Below are 22,263 nucleotides of genomic sequence, written 5' to 3' on the forward strand. Positions count from 1 at the left end.
CTCGGCAACCGGGGAGCCGCTTCGGTGTGAGAAACCGCGTCTCGGCAACCGGGGAGCCGCTTCGGTGTGAGAAACCGCGCCTCGTTGCCCAGGGGAACCGGTCGGTATGGGAAACCGCGTCCCGGCGCCCGCGAGCCGTTTCGGTGCAGGGACGCAAAGCAGAACGCCACGGCAGAAGCTGCCGTGGCGTTCTCACATTGCGCTGAGGGTCAGGGCTTCGTCTCCGGCTCACCGGACTCGGCGTCGTCGGCCTTCGCCGCGGGCGCCGGCGCCTCCGCCGGGGCCGCGTCGACCGGACCGCCGGGATGCGATGCGGCCGGCTCTGTCCGGTCGGCTGGTTCCTCGTCCGCTGCGGGCACCTCGGCGATCTCCGCCGCCGGTCCCGCGGCCTGCGGGTCGCTGATCTCGAGCGTCACCGACCGCGCTTCGTCGCCTGTCGCACTCTGCGCCGGAGCCTCGTTGGAGGAAGCCGTCGCGCCGGTGGATCCCGTCGACTCCGCTTCGAAGGCCTGCGCCGCGCCCGAGGCTTGCAATTCCCCGAAGGCCTGCGCCTGGTCAGAGGTCTGCGCCGCCCCGGAGCTCTGCCGCTCATCCGACTCGCCGACCGGCGGCTCGGCCTCCAAGGAACTCGCCGACGAGGAACTCGCCGACGAGGCTACCGAGGAACCGGCGGCCGAGGCCGCGGCGGAACCGGCCGACGAACCTGCCGCGGAAGCGGCGGGCGACGTTGCCGAGGGATTGTCGGCGGGCTGAGCCACCAGGGACGAGGCCGCCGCGGGCTCCGCCACCGGGGACACGGCTGCCGGGCGCGGGCCCAGCTCCGCCGGGCTGCCGAAGAGGTTGCGCATCGTCGACGTGAAGGCCTCGCGCAGCTCCTCCAGGCCGATCGAGAACTGGTCCTGGATCTCGAGCACCGGTTCCCGCGACGTGACACCGATCGCGGTGCACGGCACGCCGTGCTCCGACGCCAGGGCCATGAAGGCCTTGTCGTGGCCGCGCGGGACTGCGACGAGAACCCGGCCGGCGGACTCGCTGAAGAGCCAGACGAACGGTGTCGTGGTCGCGTCCTGCTCCGGGAGCGTGATGCGGGCGCCGACGTTGCGGCGGAGGCAGGATTCGACCAGCACCTGCGAGAGGCCGCCGTCCGAGAGGTCGTGTGCCGCCACCACGTGCTCGCGCTCGGCTGCCTGGGCCAGGAGCCGGCCGAGCCGCTGCTCGTGGGCCAGGTCCACCTTGGGCGGGCGGCCGCCGAGGTGGCCGTGGGTGACCCACGCCCATTCGGAGCCGGAGAGCTCGCAGGATGTGCTGCCGAGCAGGAAGAGCAGGTCGCCGTCCGCGCTTGGGGGCGGCGGGAAGCCCATCGGCACCCGACGGGCGACGTCCTCGAGGATGCCGAGCACGCCCACCACCGGGGTGGGGTGGATGGCGGCGGCGCCGGTCTGGTTGTAGAAGCTGACGTTGCCGCCGGTGACCGGGATGCCGAGCTCCTGGCAGCCGTCGGCGAGGCCGCGGACGGCCTCCGCGAACTGCCACATCACTGCCGGGTCCTCGGGGGAGCCGAAGTTCAGGCAGTCGGTGACGGCGATCGGCTCGGCGCCGGTCACCGCAACGTTCCGGTACGCCTCTGCCAGGCCCAGCCGCGCACCCTCGTACGGGTCGAGACGTGCATACCGTCCGTTGCCGTCGACGGAGAGCGCGACGCCCAGGCCGGTGCGCTCGTCGATGCGCAGCACACCCGAGTCCTCGGGCTGGGCCAGGACGGTGTTGCCCAGGACGTACCGGTCGTACTGCTCGGTGACCCACGTCTTGTCGCACAGGTTCGGCGACGCGATCATGCGCAGGACGGTTTCGCGCAGTTCGTCCGGAGTGGCCGGACGCGGCAGCGTCTCGGCGCGGTCGGCCTGCAGCAGGATGAGGTCGGCCGGTTCCCTTATCGGGCGGGCGTAGACCGGGCCGTCGTCGGCGAGCGAGCCGGGCGGCACGTCGACGACGATGTGGTCGTTCCAGCTGATGACGAGGCGGCCGGGGCGGCCCTCGGCGTCGCGGGGCGTCACCTCGCCGATCGCGGTGGCCCAGACGCCCCACTTCTCGGCGACGGCGAGCACCTGGTCGAGCTTCTCCGGCGCGACGATCAGCAGCATGCGCTCCTGCGACTCGCTGGCCAGGATCTCGGTCGGCGACATCGAGGCCTCGCGCAGCGGCACCCGCTCCAGCCAGACCCGCATGCCGGTGCCGGCCGCGGCGGCCGTCTCGGTGAGGGCGCAGGTGAGGCCCGCACCGCCGAGGTCCTGGATGCCGACGACCAGGCCGGCGTCGTAGAGCTCGAGGCAGCTCTCGATGAGCAGCTTCTCCATGAACGGGTCGCCGACCTGCACCGACGGCCGGCGCTGCTCGGCGCCCTCGTCGAAGGTCGCGGACGCCAGCACGGACACGCCGCCGATGCCGTCCCGGCCCGTACGCGCACCGAGCAGCACGACCACGTTGCCGACGCCGGCCGCTTCCTTGCGCTGCAGCCGTTCGACCGGCAGCACGCCGATGGAGAGCGCGTTCACCAAGGGGTTGCCCTGGTAGCACGGGTCGAAGACGATCTCGCCGCCGATGTTGGGCAGGCCGAGGCAGTTGCCGTACCCGCCGATGCCGGCCACGACGCCGGGCAGGACCCGGGCCGTGTCGGGGTGGTCCGCCGCGCCGAAGCGCAGCGGGTCCATCACCGCGATCGGGCGCGCGCCCATGGCGAGGATGTCGCGGACGATGCCGCCCACACCGGTCGCCGCGCCCTGATACGGCTCGACGTAGCTCGGGTGGTTGTGCGACTCGACCTTGAACGTCACGGCGAGCTCGTCGGAGATCTGCACCACGCCGGCGTTCTCACCGATGCCCGCGAGCATCCGCGTGTTCTTGGGAGCCTTCTCGCCGAACTGACGCAGGTGCACCTTGCTCGACTTGTACGAGCAGTGCTCGCTCCACATGATCGAATACATCGCGAGCTCCGACGCCGTCGGGCGGCGCCCGAGGATCTGCCGGATGCGGTCGTACTCGTCGTCCTTGAGGCCCAGCTCGGTGTGGGGCTGGAGCTCCTCGGGGGTGTTCCGGGCGCGCTCGACGGTGTCGGGTCCGCCGTCGAACTGGTTGACCAGCACGTCGGTGGCGGCGAAACCGCTGGGCTTCCCCGGCTGGGCGGCCGCGGGCTGCTGGTTCGGCACGCCGCGGGAGGCCGCCGCACCGCCGGTCGCGGTGTCGGGCTGGGTGGTCATCGGTGGGCTCCCCCTGTGAGCTGCCCGCCCGCGGCCGTCCCGGCCAGGTGCCGCAGGGCGGAGGTGAAGAAGCCGAGGCCGTCGAGGGACGGGCCGGTCAGCGCCTCCACCGCGTGTTCCGGATGCGGCATGATGCCGACCACGTTGCCGGCCGCGTTGGTGATCGCGGCGATGTCGCGCTGCGAGCCGTTCGGGTTGCCGCGGATGTAGCGTGCGACGATCCGGCCCTCCCCCTCCAGCTCGTCGAGGGTGCGCCGGTCGGCCACGTAGCAGCCTTCGCCGTTCTTCACCGGGATCAGGATCTCCTGGTCGGCGGTGAAGGTGTTGGTCCATGCCGTCGAGGTGCTCTCGACGCGCAGGTACTGGTCGCGGTTGCGGAAGTGCAGGTGCTGGTTGCGCGTCAGAGCGCCGGGCAGCAGGTGCGCCTCGCAGAGGATCTGGAAGCCGTTGCAGATGCCGAGCACCGGCAGGCCACCGCGGGCGGCGTCGGCGACGGTCTCCATCACGGCGGCGAACCGGGCGATCGCGCCGCAGCGCAGGGCGTCGCCGTACGAGAATCCGCCGGGCAGGACCACGGCGTCGACGCCGTGCAGCTTCTCGTCGCCGTGCCAGAGACGCACGGCCTCCCCACCGGCGATCCGGACCGCGCGGGCCGCGTCCCCGTCGTCGAGCGAACCCGGGAAGGTGACGACTCCGATCCGCATGCTCACGCGGTCACCTGCGCGGCGTCACCGGCCGGCTCCTCGACGCGGATCGTGAAGTCCTCGATGACGGGGTTGGCGAGCAGCTTGTCGGCGATCTCGCGGGCGGTGTCGAGATCCGGTTCTCCGGCGAACTCGATCTCGATCCGGCGTCCGATGCGTACGGAGGAGACCTCGCTGACGCCGAGCCGCGGCAGCGCGTTGGCGACCGCCTGGCCCTGCGGATCGAGGATCTCCGGCTTGAGCATGACGTCGACGACGACGCGAGCCACGGGCACTCCTGACTGTGTAGGCGCGCAGTTGGGTGGCCCTCTAAGGGGCGAGCGGGCAAAGCCTACCCTGTACGGCCGCCGATCGACCCATCGGCCGGTGTCGGCAGGCTGACGCATAGCGCGCTGAGCAGGCAATCTCGACCGTGATCTCCACCACGGAGGTAGGAACTCACCGCAACCGCGCGGTGACCTGCCGCGACATCGCTGCCATCACACCGTGATAGGTGTCAATTGGAGTGTTGTCGCAGGCAGCGGGCCACCCTACGGTCAGTCGATCAAGCTCGATGCCGTCCCCGCATCGACGGAATCGGAAGGAGCCCGGCGTGCGCATCCGCATCGCTGTCGCCTCTCTGGCCACCGCCCTGACCGGCGTGCTGGCCGTGCCCGCCGCCGCCAACGCCGCCGACGACGGTCCGCAGCACATCATCGGCGGCAGCACCGTCTCCTCGGCCCCGTGGGCCGCCGCGGTGTTCAGCAACGGCAACTTCACCTGCTCCGGCACGATCATCTCCGCGAACTACGTGCTCACGGCCCGCCACTGCATCAGCGGCTCGATGTCGGTACGCGTCGGCAGCGTGAACCGTACGTCGGGCGGCGTGACCCGTACGGTCACCTCCACCTCGACCCGCAACGACCTCGCGCTGATGCGCCTGAGCAGCTCGGTCTCCACGTCCTACATGCCGCTGTCCAGCTCCTACCCGCCGGTGGGCTCGACGAACTCGCTCTACGGCTGGGGCATGACCTGTTACAGCGACTGCGACGCGTCCACGGTCCTCAAGACCGCGAGCGTCCGCGTCACGTCGACCAACCAGACCGACGCGTACGGCGGCCGCGCGATCGGCAGCACCGGGATCAACGGCAACGCCTGGCGCGGCGACTCCGGTGGTCCGGAGGTCTACAACGGCGCCCAGGTCGGCGTGGCCTCCACCGCCGACGGCACGAGCCGCCAGTACTACGCGAGCGTCGCGTACAACCGGTCGTGGATCACGTCCGTCGCCGGCGTCTGATGAAGATTCCCTCGGGGGTGGCGTGAGATCTGCTCCGCCACCCCCGGTGGGCCTTGCTAGAGGATCGGCGCGGGCGCGTAGCCCGCGGCCTCCGGGTGCGCCGCGACGATCCGCGCGACCCGGTCGGCGACCGCCCGCACCTGGGCCGGAGCAGCGCCGACGAACGCGGCGCGGTCCGCGACCAGAGCATCGATCTCGGCGCGGGACAGGCCCAGCCGCCCGTCCGCGGCCAGTCGGTCGAAAAGGTCGTTCTCGGCGACGCCCTTCTCGCGCATCGCGAGCGCCACGCCCACGGCGTGTTCCTTGATGACCTCGTGCGCCACCTCGCGCCCCACGCCCTTGCGGACGGCCGCGACCAGGATCTTCGTGGTCGCCAGGAACGGCAGGAAGCGGTCGAGCTCGCGGGCGATCACCGCCGGGTACGCGCCGAACTCGTCGAGCACGGTCAGGAACGTCTGGAACAGCCCGTCGGTGGCGAAGAACGCGTCCGGCAGGGCGACCCGGCGCACCACCGAGCAGGAGACGTCGCCCTCGTTCCACTGGTCGCCGGCCAGCTCACCGACCATCGACAGGTAGCCGCGGACGATGACGGCGAGCCCGTTGACCCGCTCCGACGAGCGGGTGTTCATCTTGTGCGGCATCGCCGACGAGCCCACCTGACCCGGCTTGAACCCCTCGGTCACCAGCTCCTGGCCCACCATCAGCCGGATCGTGGTCGCCAGCGACGACGGCGCCGCGACCACCTGCGCAAGCGCCGACACCACGTCGAAGTCCAGCGAGCGCGGGTAGACCTGGCCGACGCTGGTCAGCACCCGCTCGAACCCGAGGTGCCGCGCGACCTTCTCCTCCAGCTGAGCCAGCTTCTCCGCGTCGCCGTCGAGCAGGTCGAGCTGGTCCGCGGCCGTACCGACCGGTCCCTTGATGCCGCGCAGGGGGTAGCGGCCGATGAGATCGTCCAGCCGCTCGTACGCGATCAGCAGCTCCTCGGCCGCACTCGCGAACCGCTTGCCCAGCGTGGTGGCCTGCGCCGCGACGTTGTGCGAGCGACCGGTCATGACGAGGTCGGTGTGCTCCACCGCGCGCTCGGTCAGCCGGGCGAGCGTGGCGACGACGCGGCCACGGATCAGCTCCAGCGACGCGCGTACCTGAAGCTGCTCGACGTTCTCGGTGAGGTCGCGCGACGTCATGCCTTTGTGAATGTGCTCGTGCCCGGCAAGGGCGCTGAACTCTTCGATGCGCGCCTTGACGTCGTGCCGGGTCACCCGCTCACGCTCGGCGATGCTCGCCAGGTCGACGTCGTCGACCACCCGCTCGTACGCCTCCACCACCCCGTCGGGCACCGCGACACCGAGGTCGCGCTGGGCGCGCAGGACGGCGAGCCACAACCGGCGCTCCATCCGGATCTTCTCCTCGGGCGACCACAGCCCGGCGAGTTCGGCGGAGGCGTAACGGCTGGCGAGGACGTTCGGGATGCTCACGCGGCCAATTCTTCCATGGGCTGCAGGTCGGCCTTTTCGCCGTCGGGCCGCCTGTGCCGCAGGTGACGCACGTCCCGGCTGGCGAGCATGCCGAGCACCGCGAGAGCGACGAGGCCGGCCGCGCCGATCAGCGTCGGCTCGACGCCGACGGCCTCCGCGATCGGCCCGGCAAGGACCTGACCGACGGGGATGGCGATGAAGGACCCGACCATGTCGTACGAGTACACGCGCGCGAGCTTGTCGGCGGGAACGTGCTCCTGCATGCTCGTCTCCCAGGCGACGATGAACTGCTCGACCGTGAAGCCGGCGAGGAACGCCGCAGCCAGCAACAACCCCAGGCGTGGGGCGACGCCGAGAGTAAGCAGCGGCAGAACCTGGAAACCGGTGCACAGCACGCCGACGAACAGCAGCCTTCTCGCGCGGATCCGCATGGCGACGACGGCGCCGAGAACCATGCCGGCGGTCTGCGCGCCCAGCACGAAGCCCCATGCCTGGCGGCCCACCGAATGTTGCGCTACCAGCGGGCCGAGCACGTTGAACCCGCCGCTCAGGCTCGCGTTCATCAGCGCGAAGGCGGACACCACCACCCAGATCCAGGTACGCGACCGGAACTCGGTCCACCCGGCCCGCAGGTCGGTGAGGATGCCCGCCTTCCCGCTCCTCGGCGTCGCCACGGACCCCACGGCGGCGAAGCAGGCCGCGGACAGCAGGAAGGTCGACGCGTCGATCGCGATGCCCCAGCCCGGCCCGGCGGTCGCCACGAGGACGCCGCCGACGGGAGCGCCGACGATGTAGGCGCCGTTGAACACCAGGCGGTTGAGAGCGTTCGCCCGCTGCCGCTGCTCCGCCGGCACGAGCTGCGGCAGGATCGCCGAGGACGCCGGCAGCGCCAGCGCCGCCACCATGCCGTTGACCGCGGACAGGGTGATCAGCAGCGGCACCGTGGCCGTACCCGTCAGAACCAGAGCGGCGATCGCACCCTGGGTGACCGCCGCGGCCAACCCGGACCCGACCATGAGCAGGTGTTTCGGCACGCGGTCGGCGAAGGCGCCGCCGAAGAGGAGGAACAGCACCTTCGCGGTCATCCGCGCGCCCACGACGAGGCCCAGGTCGCCGGCCGAACCGGTCAGGTCCAGGACGGCGAAGGCGAGCGCGACCGGGGCGATCGCGTTGCCGAACGCGGCGACAGTGCGGCCCGCGAGCAGGAAACGGAAGGCAACACTCATTCCGCGGCCATCCGGAACATCGCTACGGTCGTGCTGGTGCGCACGGTGCCGGGCGTACGCGGCGCCTGGGCCGCCTCTTGCAGCTCCCGGCTCGCCCGGGCGATGCGGTCGCGGACCTCGCGGAAGACGGCGGGGTCCACCCACAGCTCGGCGTCGGTCACGGTGCCGGCGACGGACCAGTCGGCCTCCGCGGTACGCCGGATCAGCTCGTTGGCGACCGCCACGAACAGGGCTTGCCGGGTGTGCGGGAACGCCCCGGCGGCGTCGTAGCGGTAGCGCTTCGCCACGCCGCCGCGGATCCGCTCCTCGCCGTCCTGCACGACAAGGCCGGCGGTGAGCAGGTTGCGCAGGTGGTAGCTCGCGTTGGCGTGGGTGAGGCGAAGCTCCCGGGCCACATCCGCGGCGGTCAGCGAGGCGCCCGCGAGCCGAGAGAGGATCTGCAGCCGTACGGGATGGGCCATCGCCCGGAACACGGCCTGGCGACGATCTCCCGAAGGCATGGTGCGAAAGTTACGAGAGACGGGGCTCACTGTCCAACAGTTGTTTGGCGGTTGAGAGACTGCCAAGTGACGCGGTTATCGCTAGGGTTACTCGCGAGTAGGTCTGGCGCACATTCCGAAAGGTCCACCGATGACTGAATTCAACCCTGAGTCGCTCGCCGCTATCGGTCCGAAGGAGTTCGCCGCGCTGGTGAAGTCCACCCCGGATTCCAAGATCGCGGAGGTCATGGGTTCCGACAGCCGCAGCAAGGTCCTGGACGAGGTCTTCAACCGGATGCCCACGCTCTTCCGGGCGGACCGGGCCGGTTCCACCCAGGCGGTCATCCACTGGAACATCACCGGTGGGCCCGGCGGAGGCACCGACACCTACGAGACGGTGATCGAGAACGGCGCCTGCACGGTGACCAACCAGCCCGCACGGGAGCCGAAGCTCGCCATGACGATGGACCCGGTGACCTTCCTGAAGGTCGTCTCCGGCGACGGCAACCCGATGATGATGTTCATGACCGGCAAGATCAAGGCGAAGGGTGACCTGGGCCTGGCGGCTCAGGTGGCGAAGCTCTTCGACATCCCCAAGGGCTGACCGACCGACGGTCGCTGACGCCGGTCCGGGCCTCCTGGCTCGGGCCGGCGTTGCGCTTTCTCCGTCTTCCTCAAACGGCGTCGCCGCCGGGGCTTCCGCCGAGGGCGTCTTCCTCAGACGGTGATGCGGCCCTCGACCGCGGCCAGGGCGATGTCCGTGCGGTGGTGGGAGCCGTCGAGATGCACGCCCTTGACCAGCTCGTAGGCCGCCGCGCGCGCCGCCGCGAGGTCCGCCCCGGTCGCGGTGACGCTCAGCACGCGACCTCCTGACGACACCAGCGCGCCGTCCTCCCGCCGGGCCGTGCCGGCGTGGATGACGCCGGGCCGCTCGCCACCCTCGATGACGTCGCCGGTGCGCGGCGTATCCGGATAGTTGTGGCCGGCCACGACCACGGTCACCGCGGCGCCGTCGTGCCAGCGCAGCGGCGGGAAGTCGGCGAGCGTGCCGGTCGAGGCGGCGTGCAGCAGTTCGCCCAGGGGCGACGCCAGCAGCGCGAGCACCACCTGCGTCTCGGGGTCGCCGAAGCGCGCATTGAACTCGATGACCCGCGGGCCCTTGCCGGTCAGCGCCAGCCCCACGTAGAGCAGGCCCGCGAACGGGGTGCCACGCTTGCGCATCTCGGCCAGCGTCGGCTCGACAGTCTCCGCCATCACGCGTTCGACCAGGTCGGCCGGCGCCCAGGGCAGGGGCGCGTAGGCCCCCATCCCGCCCGTGTTCGGCCCGGCGTCGCCGTCGCCCACGCGCTTGAAGTCCTGCGCCGGCATCAGGGGCACCGCCGCCGTGCCGTCGGTGACCACGAACAGCGACACCTCGGGACCGTCGAGGAACTCCTCGATGACGACTCGGCCACACTCCGCCGCGTGCTGCCGCGCGGCGTCCAGCGAATCGGTGACCACGACACCCTTGCCAGCGGCGAGACCGTCGTTCTTGACCACGTACGGCGGGCCGAACTCCTCGAGGGCGGCGGTCACTTCGGCGGTGGACGTACATGTGTAGGAGCGCCCTGTCGGCACGCCGGCCGCGGTCATGACGTCCTTGGCGAAGGCTTTCGAGCCCTCCAGCTGGGCTGCGGCCGCGGTGGGGCCGAAGCAGGCGATGCCCTTCGCGCGCACGGCGTCCGCCACGCCCGCCACCAGGGGGGCTTCCGGGCCGACCACGACCAGGTCCGCGCCGACCTCGACGGCCAGCGCGGCAACCGCGGCCGGGTCCGTAGCTGTAACGTCACGAAGCGTCGCGACGGACGCGATGCCGGGATTGCCCGGAGCCGCGATGAGCTCTTCCACCGAAGGGTCTGCGGCCAGGCCTACGGCGAGGGCGTGCTCACGCCCACCGGATCCGATCAGAAGTACGCGCACTCGGCAGATCCTACGGGCCGCCGAGGATCTCGCTCACGGTCGTCCACAGGTCCACAATGCACGTGCAGCGACCGCGGCATGACACCCTGTGGATAACTCGCGGAGCCTGTGGATAACCGATCCGACCTGTGGACAACCCGGCAGCAGCCAGGGGTGCGGTCGCGTAAACTTCGGCAGTACCCGGGCCTCTCCGTGTACGACGTGTTTCAACGGAAGGCGTCAGTCAAGTGCCGGTGATCGTGTTGGTCGGCGCCCAGTGGGGCGACGAGGGCAAGGGCAAGGCGACGGACCTGCTGGGCGACCGGCTGGACTACGTGGTCAAGTTCAACGGCGGCAACAACGCCGGCCACACCGTGGTGATCAAGGGCGAGAAGTACGCCCTGCACCTGCTCCCGAGCGGCATCCTCACCCCGGGCGTCACCCCCGTGATCGGCAACGGCGTCGTCGTCGACCTCGCCGTGCTGTTCCAGGAGCTCGACGTGCTCGAGGCGCGCGGCATCGACACCTCCCGGCTACGGATCAGCGCCAACGCCCACGTGATCGCGTCGTACAACCGCTCCCTCGACAAGGTGAGCGAGCGTTTCCTCGGCGCCCGGCGAATCGGCACGACCGGTCGCGGCATCGGCCCCACGTACGCCGACAAGATGAACCGCCTCGGCGTCCGCATCCAGGACCTGTTCGACGAGTCGATCCTGCGCCAGAAGGTCGAGGCGGCGCTGTCGTTCAAGAACCAGGTGCTGTCGAAGATCTACAACCGGAGCGCCATCAAGCCCGACGAGGTGATCGCGGAGCTGCTGTCGTACACGGAGCGGCTGCGCCCGATGGTCGGCGACACCGCGCTGGAGCTGTCCCAGGCTCTCGATGCGGGCAAGGTCGTGCTCTGCGAGGCCGGACAGGCGACGCTGCTGGACGTCGACCACGGCACGTACCCGTTCGTGACCAGCTCCAACGCCACCGCCGGCGGCGCCTGCACCGGCTCGGGCATCCCGCCGACGCGGGTCGACCGGGTCGTCGCGGTCCTCAAGGCGTTCACCAGCCGGGTCGGCGAGGGTCCGTTCCCCACCGAGCTGCACGACGAGACCGGCGACTACCTGCGTGAGGTCGGTCACGAGTACGGCACCACGACCGGCCGCCCCCGCCGCATCGGCTGGCTCGACCTCGTCATGGGCCGCTACGCCCAGCGCATCAACGGCGTGACCGACTTCGTCCTGACCAAACTGGACAATTACGACGGGTTGGACGAGATTCCGGTCTGCGTCGCGTACGAGGTGAACGGGGTGCGCCACGACGAGATGCCGGTGAGCCAGTCCGACTTCCACCACGCCGTACCGGTCTACGAGACGCTCCCGGGCTGGAAGAAGGACATCAGCGGCTGCCGTCACTTCGAGGAGCTGCCGGAGAACGCGCAGCGCTTCGTCGAGTTCGTGGAGAGCCGCATCGGCGCCCGCATCTCCGTCGTCGGCGTCGGCCCGGGGCGCGAAGAGGTCATCGAGCGGCACTCGGTGCTGAGCGAGGCCTGATGTACGACGTGATCGTCCTCAGCCTCGCCGAGGGCGGCGGCTCGGCTGCCGGCGCCTGCGGCGCGGCCTGCGGAGGCTGCGGCTCGGCCGCCGCCGTTCCGGGCACGGCCGGCACTTCGGGCGCCGCGGATAGCTACGTGACCGCACCGCCGCAGGCGGAGACTCCAGTGGGCGACGGCGCCTGTGGTGCCGATGAGAGCGACATCTGCGACAAACCCCGAGTGCCGGTGCTCAAATGCGCGGAAGCCCTCACGGAAGCCGGCGCAAGGGTCGACACCGTCGTAGCCCACTCCGACGCCGACATCGACGCCGTCATCGCACGGTTCGACGCCGCCCCGCGTCCCGATGGGCTGAGCTGGCCCGATGCCGACAGCAAGGTGCGCCTGATCGTTGCGACAGCCACCGATGGTCAGCTGCGGGCCGTCATGCGCCGGCTGGTCCGGCGGTACGCGCCCCCGCCCAGCAAGCGCCCCGGTGACCTGGCGGACGACCGTACTGTTCCCGATCTCCCGCCGGTGGCGATTCTTCCGCTGGATCCCGGCAATCGTGATGATCTGGCCGCCCAGCTGGGTCTCCCACGCGATCCCGCCGAGGTGGCCGCGGCCGTGCTCGCCGGCAACGTGCGCCGCCTCGACCTACTGCGTAACGACGGCGGCTCGGTGACTGTGGACGGTGCTCTGGTGGGAGGCGTCGACGACGCCGGCCGGGCGGTGCCATGGCGGGGACGCATCGAGGTCGACGACACCGTGTTGTCCGACGGCAGCGAGGGCGTTCTGGCCTGCGCGATCGGCAACGGTGCCGGCTACGCGGAGTTCGACGGCCTCCAGCTGCTCGCCGACGGCGACCCCACCGACGGCCGGGTCGAGGTGGCAGTGGCGGTCCCGGTCGTGGTCAAGCAGCGTTTCAAGAAGCCGAGGGTACGTATAGAGGTGCGCCGAGCCCGCGGTCGCGCAACCTCGGTCCTCCCCCGCGACGGCGAGCTCCAGTTCCTCGACGACGGCGTGGCGGGCACCATGACCCGCAAGCGCTCGTGGTGGACCGAGCCGGGCGCCTGGGCGGTGTACGCACCATGACCGCTTGTGCCAGTCTGAGGTAGTACGCAGGTACGAAATCGCAGTATGGGGAGGTCGCATCCGTGGAGGACGAGAACGCCGACCGCGTCTACGTCCCGGGCACGAACGGCTCACCACCCGACCGGGACGTCGAGCCGTTCTGGCCGCCGGAGGAGCTGAACGCTCCGGTGCACGGCGGCAAACCGGTGCCGCACCAGGCACCGCCGGCATTCCCGCTTTCGCCGGTTCCGTCCCCGGCGCCGCACCAGGGTGACCCGGGCCTGTACCGCCCGGCCGACCGCGTTGCGCCGCTCCCCACGACACCGCCGACCGCTCAGCCGGCGGCGCCGCCGTTCGGTGGTTCCGCGAGCACCGCACCGCGCGTGCCGGCCCAACCGCCGGGCCCGGACAACTCCGGCCGGCCGTGGCCGCAAGCCGCACCGGTGTCCGGCGAATCCGCGCACTTTTCGGCATCGGCACCGGTGTCGGGCGAGCCCGGCCACTTCTCCGCATCCACGCCGGTGTCCGGCGAGCCCGGCCACTCCACGCCGATGTCCGAGGCCCCCGGCCACTTCTCCGCATCGGCGCCGGTGTCCGGCGAGCCCGGCCACTTCTCGCCCAGCACGCCCGTTTCGGGCAACCCTGGCCCCTTCTCCGCGCTTTCCGCCCGCGACGGCGGCATCGTCGGCCCGGCCACAGCGCCGGTGAGTGGGAGCCCGGTCGATCCGAACGCAGCAGCTCGCTCAGTAAACCGGGGTCAAGATTCCGCGATGCCCGGCACACGGGAGGACGCCGGGCAGCCGCAGAGCGGCGACTCCCCGTGGGCCAAGCCACCGCAGCGCCCCGGCGCAGCGGAATCCGGTTCCACGAGGCTCCGATCCGGCGCCACGCCGGTTTCCGGCGCTGCTTCCCTGCCGGGCACCGCACCGACGTCCGGAGCGGGCGCCACGTTCGGAGTGGAGGTGACTTCCGCACCGGGACCGGGCAGAGTCGCACCTCTGTCCAGCACCAGCGCGGTGTCCGGCGCACCTACTTACTACGCGACGCCACCGCCGAGGCAGAGCTCCGAAAGCGACACCGTCCCGGAGGCGAACAGCCAAGGACTGGTGTACCGGCCGGCTGCGCAGACTCCCGGCCGGCACCAGGCTGCCAACCCGCCGACCGAACCCTTGGACCCTCAGTCGGTTCAGCTCGGGCCGCACTCGGCTGCCCCACCGAGCGCACCCCACGTCACGCCCCCGGGACCGCAGGGCGGCGCACACTACGTCCCAGCCCCGGGACCGCAAACCGCCCCATACCCGGTCACGCCGCCGGCACCGCAGCCCGGTGCACACCCGGCCACACTCCCCGGCGCACACCAGGCCGCACCTCCTGGACCGCAGCCCGGTCCACACCAGGCCACAACCCCGGGACCCCAGCCCCTGCCGCACCAGGCCACACCTCCTGGACCGCAGCCCGGTCCACACCAGGCCGCATCCCCGGGACAGCACGCCCTGCCGCATCAGGCCCGCCCGGTGGCGCCCCAGCCAGGCCCCCCGCCGCCCTGGAGCGCCAACGGGCAGCCCACCCCGCCGGTGCCCGGCCCGTACCCGCCGGCTGTCGTCCCTCCGCATCAGGCTCAGCAGCCGCCCGGACCCCATCCGCCGCCGGCCGACCCGTACCAGCAGCTGCCCTGGGTCTCCGACGGCACCCCGACCGCCGAGGAGTTCGCGCGACGGCGGCTGGCGAAGCCGGCCGAGCCGGTGGCGACCATGGGCGCGCGGGCGATGCTGCAGAAGGGCACGATGGGCCTGGTCCGGCTCGCGCCCGGCAAGCGGGAGCAGGAGTACAAGCAGGACGTCGAGATGGTCCGGCGCAACTTCGGCGGGCTGCGGCAGGTGACCGTGGTCAACCCGAAGGGCGGGGCCGGCAAGACCGTCGCCGTGCTGCTGCTGGCCATGACGTTCGGGCAGAAGCGCGGTGGCTATGTGCTGGCCTGGGACAACAACGAGACCCAGGGCACCCTCGGCATGCGGGCCCAGCAGGACTTTCACGCCCGTACGGTGCGGGACATGATGCGGGATCTGCACCTGTTCCGGGGGTCGCACGGGCGGGTCGGGGACCTGTCGCAGTACGTGCGGGCGCAGGGCGAGGGCATGTTCGACGTGCTCGCGTCCGACGAGTCCGCGACCGCCGGTGAGATGCTGACGGCGAGCGCGTTCGCGGAGATCCGGGAGATCGTCAGCCGGTTCTACAAGCTGATCTTCGTGGATACCGGTAACAACGTGCGGGCGCAGAACTGGCAGGCGGCGATGGATGCCACCGACCAGCTGGTGATCACAATGTCGGCGCGGAACGACTCCGCCGAGACGGCCGCGCGGATGCTCGACCATCTGGAGCAGAGCGGACGGCAGCGGCTGGTGCGGCAGGCCGTGAGCGTGGTCACCATGCCGCCTACCCGCAAGGACATCGATCTGCCGGCGATCCAGCGCCACTTCGCGGCCCGGACCCGGGCGGTGCTGCTGGCGCCGTACGAGAAGCTCATCGACTCGGGCGAGCCGCTCCGGTACGGGCAGCTCTCGAACGGCACCCGCGACTCGTGGCTGAAGATCGCCGCGGCGGTGGCGGAAGGGCTGTAAAGGCCCGACGCGCCTGGCCCGGGCAGGAGGGTATGAAGGGCCAGGCCGGGCCTGGCCCTCGGAACGTCAGGACAGGGCGTCGGCGGCGGCCGGGTCGCTGTCGCGCAGGAACTGGGCGCAGCGGGCGGCCTCGTCCGCCTCGCCGATCTCCGCCGCGGCCAGCGACAGGGTGTGCAGGCAGCGCAGGAAGCCCTGGTTCGGCGCGTGCGACCACGGCACCGGGCCGTGTCCCTTCCAGCCGTTGCGGCGCAGTGCGTCCAGGCCGCGGTGGTAACCGGTGCGGGCGTACGCGTACGCGGTGACCGGCTGCTTGTCGGCCAGCGCGTTCTCGGCGAGCGCCGCCCAGCCGCCGCTGTACGCCGGGAACCGAGCCGCCACCTCCTTGTACGCGTCGTCGGTGCCGGTCTTCGCCGCCTCGGTCAGCGCCGCATCGGCCGCCTCGTCGGCGGGCAGGCGCGTCGCCGGGGGCTCGGGGAGGAGATTCTGCATGGTGCCATTCAACCCCTCAGAGATCCCACGCGTCGCCCAGGGCACGCAGGCGCGGTGCGTACTCGATCCGCTCCTGCCATTCGGCCGGCCACGCCGCCATGCCCAGCGCCGCTCCCGCGAACGCCCCGGCGAGGCAGGCGATCGAGTCGGAGTCACCGGACGAGGCCGCTCCCCGGCCGAGGACCGCGACCGGGTCGTCCGGCGAGATCAGGTAGCAGTACAGGGCCGTGGCCAGCGCTTCCTCCGCGATCCAGCCCGCTCCCGTGACCAGGCAGGGATCGCCTGCGACGTCGCCCCGACGCAATGCCTGCTCGACCCGGGCCAGGGCGGCGTCGGTTTCGTCCCAGCCGCGAGCGATGAATTGCGACGGGCTGTCGACGGCCGGCCGCTGCCATAGATCACCGAGCCACTCCTGGCGATATGTCCCTCGCTGGGAGGCGCACCGATCACGCAACGCCGGCAGCAGCTCTTGAGGATCAAGACCGTCGGCAAGCCACCGTACGCCGAAAGCTGTCGCCTCGCTCGCCGCGAGCCCGGTCGCGTGCCCGTGCGTCAACCCGGCCTGCAGCTGCGCCCCGCCGGCCCGCTGGTCGTCGGTCAGCCCCGGCATCAGGCCCAGCGGCGCAACCCGCATGTTCGCGCCGCAGCCCTTCGAGTGAATCTGCGAGGCGCGCTGCCACGGCCGGCCGTCGGCGAGGTCGGCGCAGGCGCGCAGGCACGTCATGCCCGGTGCGCGGTTGTTGTCGGGGCTGATCGCCCAGTCCAGGAACGCCTGCCGGAGCACCGGCTCGTAGCCGCCCGGCGTGATCGACGGCGCCGTGACCAGGGCTTCCCCGACCGCGAGCATCATCTGGGTGTCGTCGGTGACGAGCGCCGGGTCGCCTTCGAGGTCTCGCGGACCGCCGGCGCCGTACCGAGCCACAATGGACTCGTAGTCCTGGAACTCCGTGGGCTTGCCGAGCGCGTCTCCGTACGCGAGCCCGAACAACGATCCTGAGGCGTTTCGCACGGTGGCTACCCTACGGGGATGTTCGGGGATCTCTCTCATCCTTTTGACGCCACCGAGTTCGAGGTGGAGTCGCGCGCCGAGTTCGACGTTCACCTCGCCAAGCGGTCGCTGGCCGGCCTGATCGTCCTCGGGTTGCGGCTCGACCAGAACCCACCCGACTTCACCGGCGTCGACGTCTCCGGCACCCTTTTCGTGGGCTGTCAGCTGGCCACGGCCGAGGTCGAGGTGGATCTGATCCGCCGCGGCGCCCAGCTGATCCCGCCCTTCGACGCCCGGCCGTACCCGACGCACCCGGCGCTGCTCTACACGCCCGAGGATCTGGCCTTCGGGTTCGCCGAGGACGGCTTCGCCGGCATGTACGACACCCGCGTCTACCAGCATTTCCTCGAGCACGGCGGGGCGGCACCCGACCTGCGGGAGGCGATCGCGCAGCGGCTGCACGACGCCGGCGTCGACAACGCGCTCGGCAAGGCGCTCGCGGCGTGGATCGACGCGCACGGCGCCCGTGGGGCGGTCGGGATCATGGGCGGGCACGCCGAACCGCGTGGCTCCGACGCGTACCGAATGGCGGCGACCCTGGCCCACCGCCTTGCCGCAGCGGGCCGCCTGATCGTGACCGGCGGTGGTCCGGGGGTGATGGAGGCGGCCAATCTGGGCGCCTATTTCGCCACGCGCAGCGAGGCTGAACTTTCCGTGGCGATCGGCAAGCTCGCGCCGACGCCGGACTTCCTCGACCACGACCCCTACACCGCGGCGGCCCTTGCCGTCCGCCAGGAATTCCCCGCGCCCGAGGCCGTCGCGGGAGACGTGGTCGGGCGTCTCACGCACGGCGGCCTGGCGCTCCCGACCTGGCTGTACGGCCACGAGCCGGCGAACCTGTTCGCGGGCCAGATCGGCAAGTACTTCTCCAATGCGGTCCGCGAGGACTCGATCCTGCGGCTGTCCCGGGGCGGGATCGTGTTCGCCCCGGGCTGGGCGGGCACCGTGCAGGAGGTCTTCCAGGCTGCGACGAAGACCTTCTACCGTACGGACGGCCCGTCCGGCGCGTTCGTGTTCCTGGGCGTGGCGCACTGGGCGCAGCTGCCGGTGGAGGAGCTGCTGCGGCCCCTGCTGGCACGATCACCGCACGGCGACCAGTCGAACCTGATCGTCGTGACGGACTCGCTGGACGAGGCGATGGCGGCGCTGAACCCGTGATTCCTCGGTGGCACGCGTGCCGCACACTGCGGCCATGGCGATGATCCTTTTCGTGCTGATGCTGCTGCTGGTGGTCGTGATCGCGGGCGCCGTAGCGGGACGCACCAAGGTCACGGACCGTTCCCGCCGGCGCGTCGGCGGCAGCGACGGCGGCCCGATCGTGGACTACGGCGCCTCGTGGGACACCGGCGGACACCACCACGGCGGCCACGGCCACCACAGCGGTCACGGCCACCACGGCGGTCACGACGGCGGCTGGCACGACAGCGGCTCGCACGACGGCGGTGGATGGTCGGACGGCGGGGGCGGCGGCGACTGACGCCCGGCCCGGATGTCGTGCCGGGCCGATCCGCGGTCCGGCGACATGGTCCCGGCACCGATGGGCCCGATTCAGCCGTGCCGGTCAGGCGACGTGGACCCGGCGCCAGCTGGCGACCGGCAGATCCATCTCCGGTACGTCGGTCAGCCCGTTCTCGTCCATCGCGTTGTAGACCGCGAGCCGCGCCCCCTCGAAGAGGAACTCGACCGCGTGCAGGACCCGGGGCCGCCATTCCGCGACCGTGGTCCGCTCGATGATGTTGACCTCGCGCAGGACGCGCCCGCGGGCGTTGCGGAGGGCGGCGTGGGGGTCGGCTCGCCAGTCGAGTTGGATGCCGGTGGCGTACCAGTCGATCGGGGCGCTCATGTCGACCTGGTTCCAGGTGATGGCGCACTCGTCGAACTTGCGGTGGGTGATCTCGACGTTGGCTCCGCCGAAGCCGAGGATGACCGGCCCGTCGGCGAACCAGCCGCGCTCCGAGAGGTCCCACATGAGCCAGCCGTGCAGGAGTTTCGTCCCGATGATGCGGGAGAACCGCGCTCGGTGGACGGCGGCGAGGGCGTCGGCGTCGTAGTGCCAGTGCGGTTCGTAACCCTCGATGCCGAGCAAGATCACCGCCTCCGAGAACAGAAGACGACGATCGTACCCACGGGTCGGCGGGGGCCCGCAACACGAGAGCGGCCGGCCCCCGAAACGGGGACCGGCCGCGGGGAGCTCGTTACTTCGAGAGGGTGGTGCCCGTCGAGCGCAGGTGCTCGCACGCCTCGACGACTCGCTTGGCCAGGCCGTTCTCGGCCAGCTTGCCCCAGGCGCGCGGGTCGTACGCCTTCTTGTTGCCGACCTCGCCGTCGATCTTCAGCACGCCGTCGTAGTTCTTCAGCATGTGGTCGACGACCGGGCGGGTGAACGCGTACTGGGTGTCGGTGTCGATGTTCATCTTCACCACGCCGTAGTCCAGGGCGCCGTGGATCTCCGAGAGCAGCGAGCCGGAGCCGCCGTGGAAGACCAGGTCGAACGGCTTCTCCTTGCCGTACTTGGCGCCGACCGCCTCCTGGATCTCCTTGAGGATCTCCGGGCGCAGCTTGACGTTGCCGGGCTTGTAGACGCCGTGCACGTTGCCGAAGGTCAGGGCCGTCATGTAGCGGCCCTTCTCGCCCAGGCCCAGGGCGGCGGCGGTGGCCAGGCCGTCCTCGACGGTGGAGTACAGCTTGTCGTCGATCGCGGCGGAGACGCCGTCCTCCTCGCCGCCGACCACGCCGACCTCGATCTCGAGGATGATGTGCGCGGCCGCGGCGGCGGCGAGCAGCTCCTCGGCGATCTGCAGGTTCTCCTCGACCGGTACGGCCGAGCCGTCCCACATGTGCGACTGGAACAGCGGCGCCTTGCCGTTGTCGACGCGCTCCTTGCTGATGGCCAGCAGCGGGCGTACGTACTTGTCGAGCTTGTCCTTCGGGCAGTGGTCGGTGTGCAGCGCGATGTTGATCGGGTAGTTCTTCGCGACCTCGGTGGCGAACTCGGCGAGCGCGACCGCGCCGGTGATCATGTTCTTGACCGTCGGGCCGGAGACGTACTCGGCGCCACCCGTGGAGATCTGGATGATGCCGTCGCTGCCGGCCTCCGCGAAGCCCTGCAGGGCGGCGTTGAGGGTCTGCGAGGAAGTGACGTTGATCGCGGGGTACGCGAACGCGCCGGCCTTGGCGCGGTCGAGCATCTCGGCGTAGACCTCAGGGGAAGCGATGGGCATCGGTAGCGCTCCTTGATTCTCGGACGACGAAGCAGAGGGCAGGACCGCGCTGTCCTCCAGCAGGCAGTATTCCGCAGCAGGGGACGGTGACGGAAATCGCCCTGTTGGCGGCGTACGGTTTACCCACCGTGACGGCGGCGGACCGGGCACGATTGACCCAACGGCGAAGGGAGTCGGCATGACGTACCCGAGCAACGAGCACGACCTGGAGACGCCGGAGGTGGACGCGGCCGAGCAGGCCACGGAGACCACCTCGGGCTGGCTGGACGACGACGACCGGGAAGAGGACGGGGCGCCTTCCGGCATCGAGGTCTCCGAGTGGGACGCCCACGAGCAGAGCCGCATCGTCGAGCTGGAGGACGACTACCGCTGATCCGGCATACCGGCCCTTGCGCTATCTGAGGACGTAATCGGGATGGGCGTCCGCCCACCCGCCGAGCCGATCCGCCCGGATCGCGGCGTAGAGGGCGGGCCCCACTCCCGGGTAGATCTGCTCCCGGCCGTCGGCGAGGGTGTGGAAGCTCGGCGCGCTGACGCCGATCACCTCCGCCGAGCCCATCGACCCGGCGGCTCCCAGGAGTGCGTCCATGTCGCCGTCGACCGTGATGCCGTCGCGGCCGGCCTCGATGAGGCTGTGCAGCCGGCCCGGGTCGGTCGTGGTGCCGTCCAGGGTCAGCTTCGTCGCCAGGGAGCGCAGGAATCTCTGGGCGTTGCGGTCGCGGTCGTACGCGCCGTTCTTCAGGCCGTAGCGACCCCGGAGGATCGGTGTCACGTCCTCGGGGCCGACCCGGCGGCAACCTGCCTCGTACGACTTGCCCTTGCTGCCGGTGCTCAGCCGCGCCGGGAGGCACAGCTCGACGCCGCCGACCGCCTCGGTGATCGAGCGCAGCGCCCGGAAGTCGACGGTGACCGTCGCATCGAAGTCGACGCCGGTCAGGTCCGACACCACACGCTGGGTGAGCTGCGGACCGCCCGTGAACATGGTCGCGGTGAGCTTGGCCGCTCCGCCGGGCAGCTGCACCGCGCCGTCGCGAGGCAGGCTGACCAGGTAGACGCGGGACCGGTCGGCGGGCAGGTGGACCATCATCACCATGTCGGCGCGGCGGTTCGCGGGGTCATCGTCGGCGGCGCGGTTGTCGCTGCCGAGCAGGAGGACGTCCAGCGGGCCGACGGCCTCCGGGGACCGCGAGGCGGTGCCGTAGAGATTGCCGACCGCGGCCGGTGTGTGCCGCCAGTGGTCCACGAGGACGGGCACAGGCGCGATCGCGATCAGCAGTGCGGCGGCCGCACCGGTACTGCGGCGGACGCGGCGACGGCGCTTTGCCCGTACCCGAGCAATATCGATCTTGGCACGCACCGGGCCGGCGGCCGGGATGTCGGCCTCGTGCCGGGCGAAGGCCGCCCGCAGCTCCTCCTCGATCGGGGACGGCTCGATCGGGGACATCAGGCCTCCACCAGTTCGGCGCGGAGCGTGGCGAGCGCCCGCGAGATGGACGAGCGAACCGTGCCGACCGCGCATCCGAGCACATCGGCGATCTCCTGGTCGGGCAGGTCCTCGTAGTAGCGCAGGACCAGGACCGCGCGCTGACGCCGGGGCAGGCGGGAGAGCATGCCCCAGATGCGGTCGCGCTCGGCGGACTCCTGGGCGTGGTCGGAGGGGGCGGCGACCGGATCCGGCTCCGCGCGCAGCAGGACCCGGCGCAGCCACGAACCGCGGCGCAGGTCGATGAACTGATTGGTGAGGATCTTGCGCACGTAGCCGTCCGGGGAGTCGCTGGCCACGACCCGCCGCCAGCTGAGCTGGACCCGGACCATGGTCTCCTGGACCAGGTCCTGGGCCGTGTGGGGGTCGCCGGTCAGCATGACGGCATAGCGCAGCAGCGCGTCGAGCCGGCTGTCGGCGAACTCCTCGTAGGTCACGGCCACCTCCGCTTCCTAC

At 71.2% G+C, this 22,263-nt stretch carries 21 protein-coding genes and 1 pseudogene; 8 read left to right on the top strand and 14 right to left on the bottom strand.

Features of this window, described 5'->3' with window-relative positions:
- Positions 1-812: 812 nt before the first annotated feature.
- From purL to purS, 3 genes and pseudogenes are all read right to left on the bottom strand, one after another.
- Positions 813-3,254: pseudogene (gene purL / locus ACIBO8_RS00225) on the bottom strand (phosphoribosylformylglycinamidine synthase subunit PurL); the annotation flags it as partial.
- Positions 3,251-3,964 carry a phosphoribosylformylglycinamidine synthase subunit PurQ gene (gene purQ / locus ACIBO8_RS00230; RefSeq protein WP_396112907.1) on the bottom strand — a complete coding sequence of 238 codons (714 nt, stop codon included), beginning with the start codon at positions 3,962-3,964 and terminating at the stop codon, positions 3,251-3,253. The gene purQ and the pseudogene purL, both read right to left, overlap by 4 nt.
- Complete coding sequence (gene purS / locus ACIBO8_RS00235) at positions 3,961-4,227, bottom strand: phosphoribosylformylglycinamidine synthase subunit PurS (protein ID WP_396112908.1); 267 nt, start codon at positions 4,225-4,227, stop codon at positions 3,961-3,963. Before purS ends, purQ begins: the two co-directional genes overlap by 4 nt.
- 323 nt (positions 4,228-4,550) lie before the next feature.
- On the opposite strand from purS, the gene ACIBO8_RS00240 reads away from it, so the two are divergent.
- Positions 4,551-5,234, top strand: coding sequence for a S1 family peptidase (locus ACIBO8_RS00240; protein WP_396112909.1), 684 nt, complete (start codon positions 4,551-4,553; stop codon positions 5,232-5,234).
- 56 nt (positions 5,235-5,290) lie between these two features.
- Here ACIBO8_RS00240 and purB read toward each other — a convergent pair whose 3' ends face one another.
- The 3 genes from purB to ACIBO8_RS00255 are packed head-to-tail and all read right to left on the bottom strand — an operon-like array spanning position 5,291 to position 8,438.
- Positions 5,291-6,712, bottom strand: a complete 1,422-nt coding sequence (purB, locus tag ACIBO8_RS00245; protein WP_396112910.1) for an adenylosuccinate lyase — start codon at positions 6,710-6,712, stop codon at positions 5,291-5,293.
- The gene (locus ACIBO8_RS00250) at positions 6,709-7,938 is read right to left on the bottom strand and encodes an MFS transporter (RefSeq protein ID WP_396112911.1); all 1,230 of its coding nucleotides are present in this window, start codon (positions 7,936-7,938) and stop codon (positions 6,709-6,711) included. The genes purB and ACIBO8_RS00250 overlap by 4 nt, the downstream gene beginning before the upstream one ends.
- Complete coding sequence (locus ACIBO8_RS00255; RefSeq protein ID WP_396112912.1) at positions 7,935-8,438, bottom strand: ArsR/SmtB family transcription factor; 504 nt, start codon at positions 8,436-8,438, stop codon at positions 7,935-7,937. The genes ACIBO8_RS00250 and ACIBO8_RS00255 overlap by 4 nt, the downstream gene beginning before the upstream one ends.
- 130 nt (positions 8,439-8,568) lie before the next feature.
- Between ACIBO8_RS00255 and ACIBO8_RS00260 the strand changes: the two genes are divergently transcribed.
- Positions 8,569-9,021: an SCP2 sterol-binding domain-containing protein gene (locus ACIBO8_RS00260; protein ID WP_396112913.1), complete on the top strand. Its 453-nt coding sequence runs from the start codon at positions 8,569-8,571 to the stop codon at positions 9,019-9,021.
- A 113-nt stretch (positions 9,022-9,134) separates the two neighbouring features.
- Here ACIBO8_RS00260 and purD read toward each other — a convergent pair whose 3' ends face one another.
- Entirely contained in the window at positions 9,135-10,376 is a 1,242-nt protein-coding gene (gene purD, locus ACIBO8_RS00265; protein WP_396112914.1) for a phosphoribosylamine--glycine ligase, read from the bottom strand.
- Positions 10,377-10,603: 227 nt separating this feature from the next.
- On the opposite strand from purD, the gene ACIBO8_RS00270 reads away from it, so the two are divergent.
- Positions 10,604-11,896: an adenylosuccinate synthase gene (locus tag ACIBO8_RS00270; protein ID WP_396112915.1), complete on the top strand. Its 1,293-nt coding sequence runs from the start codon at positions 10,604-10,606 to the stop codon at positions 11,894-11,896.
- Positions 11,896-12,969 (top strand): diacylglycerol kinase family protein, encoded by a 1,074-nt coding sequence (locus tag ACIBO8_RS00275; RefSeq protein WP_396112916.1) that lies wholly within the window; start codon positions 11,896-11,898, stop codon positions 12,967-12,969. The genes ACIBO8_RS00270 and ACIBO8_RS00275 overlap by 1 nt, the downstream gene beginning before the upstream one ends.
- Positions 12,970-13,282: 313 nt before the next feature.
- On the opposite strand, the gene ACIBO8_RS00280 is transcribed toward ACIBO8_RS00275, so the two are convergent.
- On the bottom strand, positions 13,283-13,588 hold the full coding sequence (locus ACIBO8_RS00280; protein WP_396113902.1) for a hypothetical protein: 306 nt from the start codon (positions 13,586-13,588) through the stop codon (positions 13,283-13,285).
- A gap of 130 nt (positions 13,589-13,718) precedes the next feature.
- Between ACIBO8_RS00280 and ACIBO8_RS00285 the strand changes: the two genes are divergently transcribed.
- A complete protein-coding gene (locus ACIBO8_RS00285) occupies positions 13,719-15,566 on the top strand; it encodes a chromosome partitioning protein (RefSeq protein ID WP_396113838.1) in 1,848 nt (615 codons plus the stop codon).
- 66 nt (positions 15,567-15,632) lie between these two features.
- On the opposite strand, the gene ACIBO8_RS00290 is transcribed toward ACIBO8_RS00285, so the two are convergent.
- Complete coding sequence (locus ACIBO8_RS00290) at positions 15,633-16,055, bottom strand: DUF3151 domain-containing protein (protein WP_396112917.1); 423 nt, start codon at positions 16,053-16,055, stop codon at positions 15,633-15,635.
- Positions 16,056-16,071: 16 nt separating this feature from the next.
- The gene (locus tag ACIBO8_RS00295; RefSeq protein WP_396112918.1) at positions 16,072-17,103 is read right to left on the bottom strand and encodes an ADP-ribosylglycohydrolase family protein; all 1,032 of its coding nucleotides are present in this window, start codon (positions 17,101-17,103) and stop codon (positions 16,072-16,074) included.
- Between ACIBO8_RS00295 and ACIBO8_RS00300 the strand changes: the two genes are divergently transcribed.
- Both ACIBO8_RS00300 and ACIBO8_RS00305 read left to right on the top strand, forming a co-directional pair.
- Positions 17,083-18,261, top strand: coding sequence for an LOG family protein (locus tag ACIBO8_RS00300; RefSeq protein WP_396112919.1), 1,179 nt, complete (start codon positions 17,083-17,085; stop codon positions 18,259-18,261). The two genes, ACIBO8_RS00295 and ACIBO8_RS00300, sit on opposite strands and share 21 nt — an antisense overlap.
- 34 nt (positions 18,262-18,295) lie before the next feature.
- Positions 18,296-18,580 (top strand): hypothetical protein, encoded by a 285-nt coding sequence (locus tag ACIBO8_RS00305; RefSeq protein ID WP_396112920.1) that lies wholly within the window; start codon positions 18,296-18,298, stop codon positions 18,578-18,580.
- Positions 18,581-18,664: 84 nt separating this feature from the next.
- Here ACIBO8_RS00305 and ACIBO8_RS00310 read toward each other — a convergent pair whose 3' ends face one another.
- Both ACIBO8_RS00310 and fbaA read right to left on the bottom strand, forming a co-directional pair.
- Positions 18,665-19,195, bottom strand: coding sequence for a hypothetical protein (locus tag ACIBO8_RS00310; protein ID WP_396112921.1), 531 nt, complete (start codon positions 19,193-19,195; stop codon positions 18,665-18,667).
- A 103-nt stretch (positions 19,196-19,298) separates the two neighbouring features.
- Positions 19,299-20,324, bottom strand: coding sequence for a class II fructose-bisphosphate aldolase (gene fbaA, locus ACIBO8_RS00315; RefSeq protein WP_396112922.1), 1,026 nt, complete (start codon positions 20,322-20,324; stop codon positions 19,299-19,301).
- A gap of 178 nt (positions 20,325-20,502) precedes the next feature.
- On the opposite strand from fbaA, the gene ACIBO8_RS00320 reads away from it, so the two are divergent.
- On the top strand, positions 20,503-20,697 hold the full coding sequence (locus tag ACIBO8_RS00320) for a hypothetical protein (RefSeq protein ID WP_396112923.1): 195 nt from the start codon (positions 20,503-20,505) through the stop codon (positions 20,695-20,697).
- A gap of 21 nt (positions 20,698-20,718) precedes the next feature.
- Here the strand turns inward: ACIBO8_RS00320 and ACIBO8_RS00325 are convergent, their stop codons facing one another.
- Together ACIBO8_RS00325 and ACIBO8_RS00330 are read right to left on the bottom strand one after the other, a co-directional pair.
- Positions 20,719-21,768, bottom strand: coding sequence for an LCP family protein (locus tag ACIBO8_RS00325; protein WP_396112924.1), 1,050 nt, complete (start codon positions 21,766-21,768; stop codon positions 20,719-20,721).
- On the bottom strand, positions 21,768-22,244 hold the full coding sequence (locus tag ACIBO8_RS00330; protein ID WP_396113839.1) for a SigE family RNA polymerase sigma factor: 477 nt from the start codon (positions 22,242-22,244) through the stop codon (positions 21,768-21,770). The genes ACIBO8_RS00325 and ACIBO8_RS00330 overlap by 1 nt, the downstream gene beginning before the upstream one ends.
- Positions 22,245-22,263: the final 19 nt, after the last annotated feature.

The organism is Actinoplanes sp. NPDC049681, assembly GCF_044465265.1.
Taxonomy (GTDB): domain Bacteria; phylum Actinomycetota; class Actinomycetes; order Mycobacteriales; family Micromonosporaceae; genus Actinoplanes.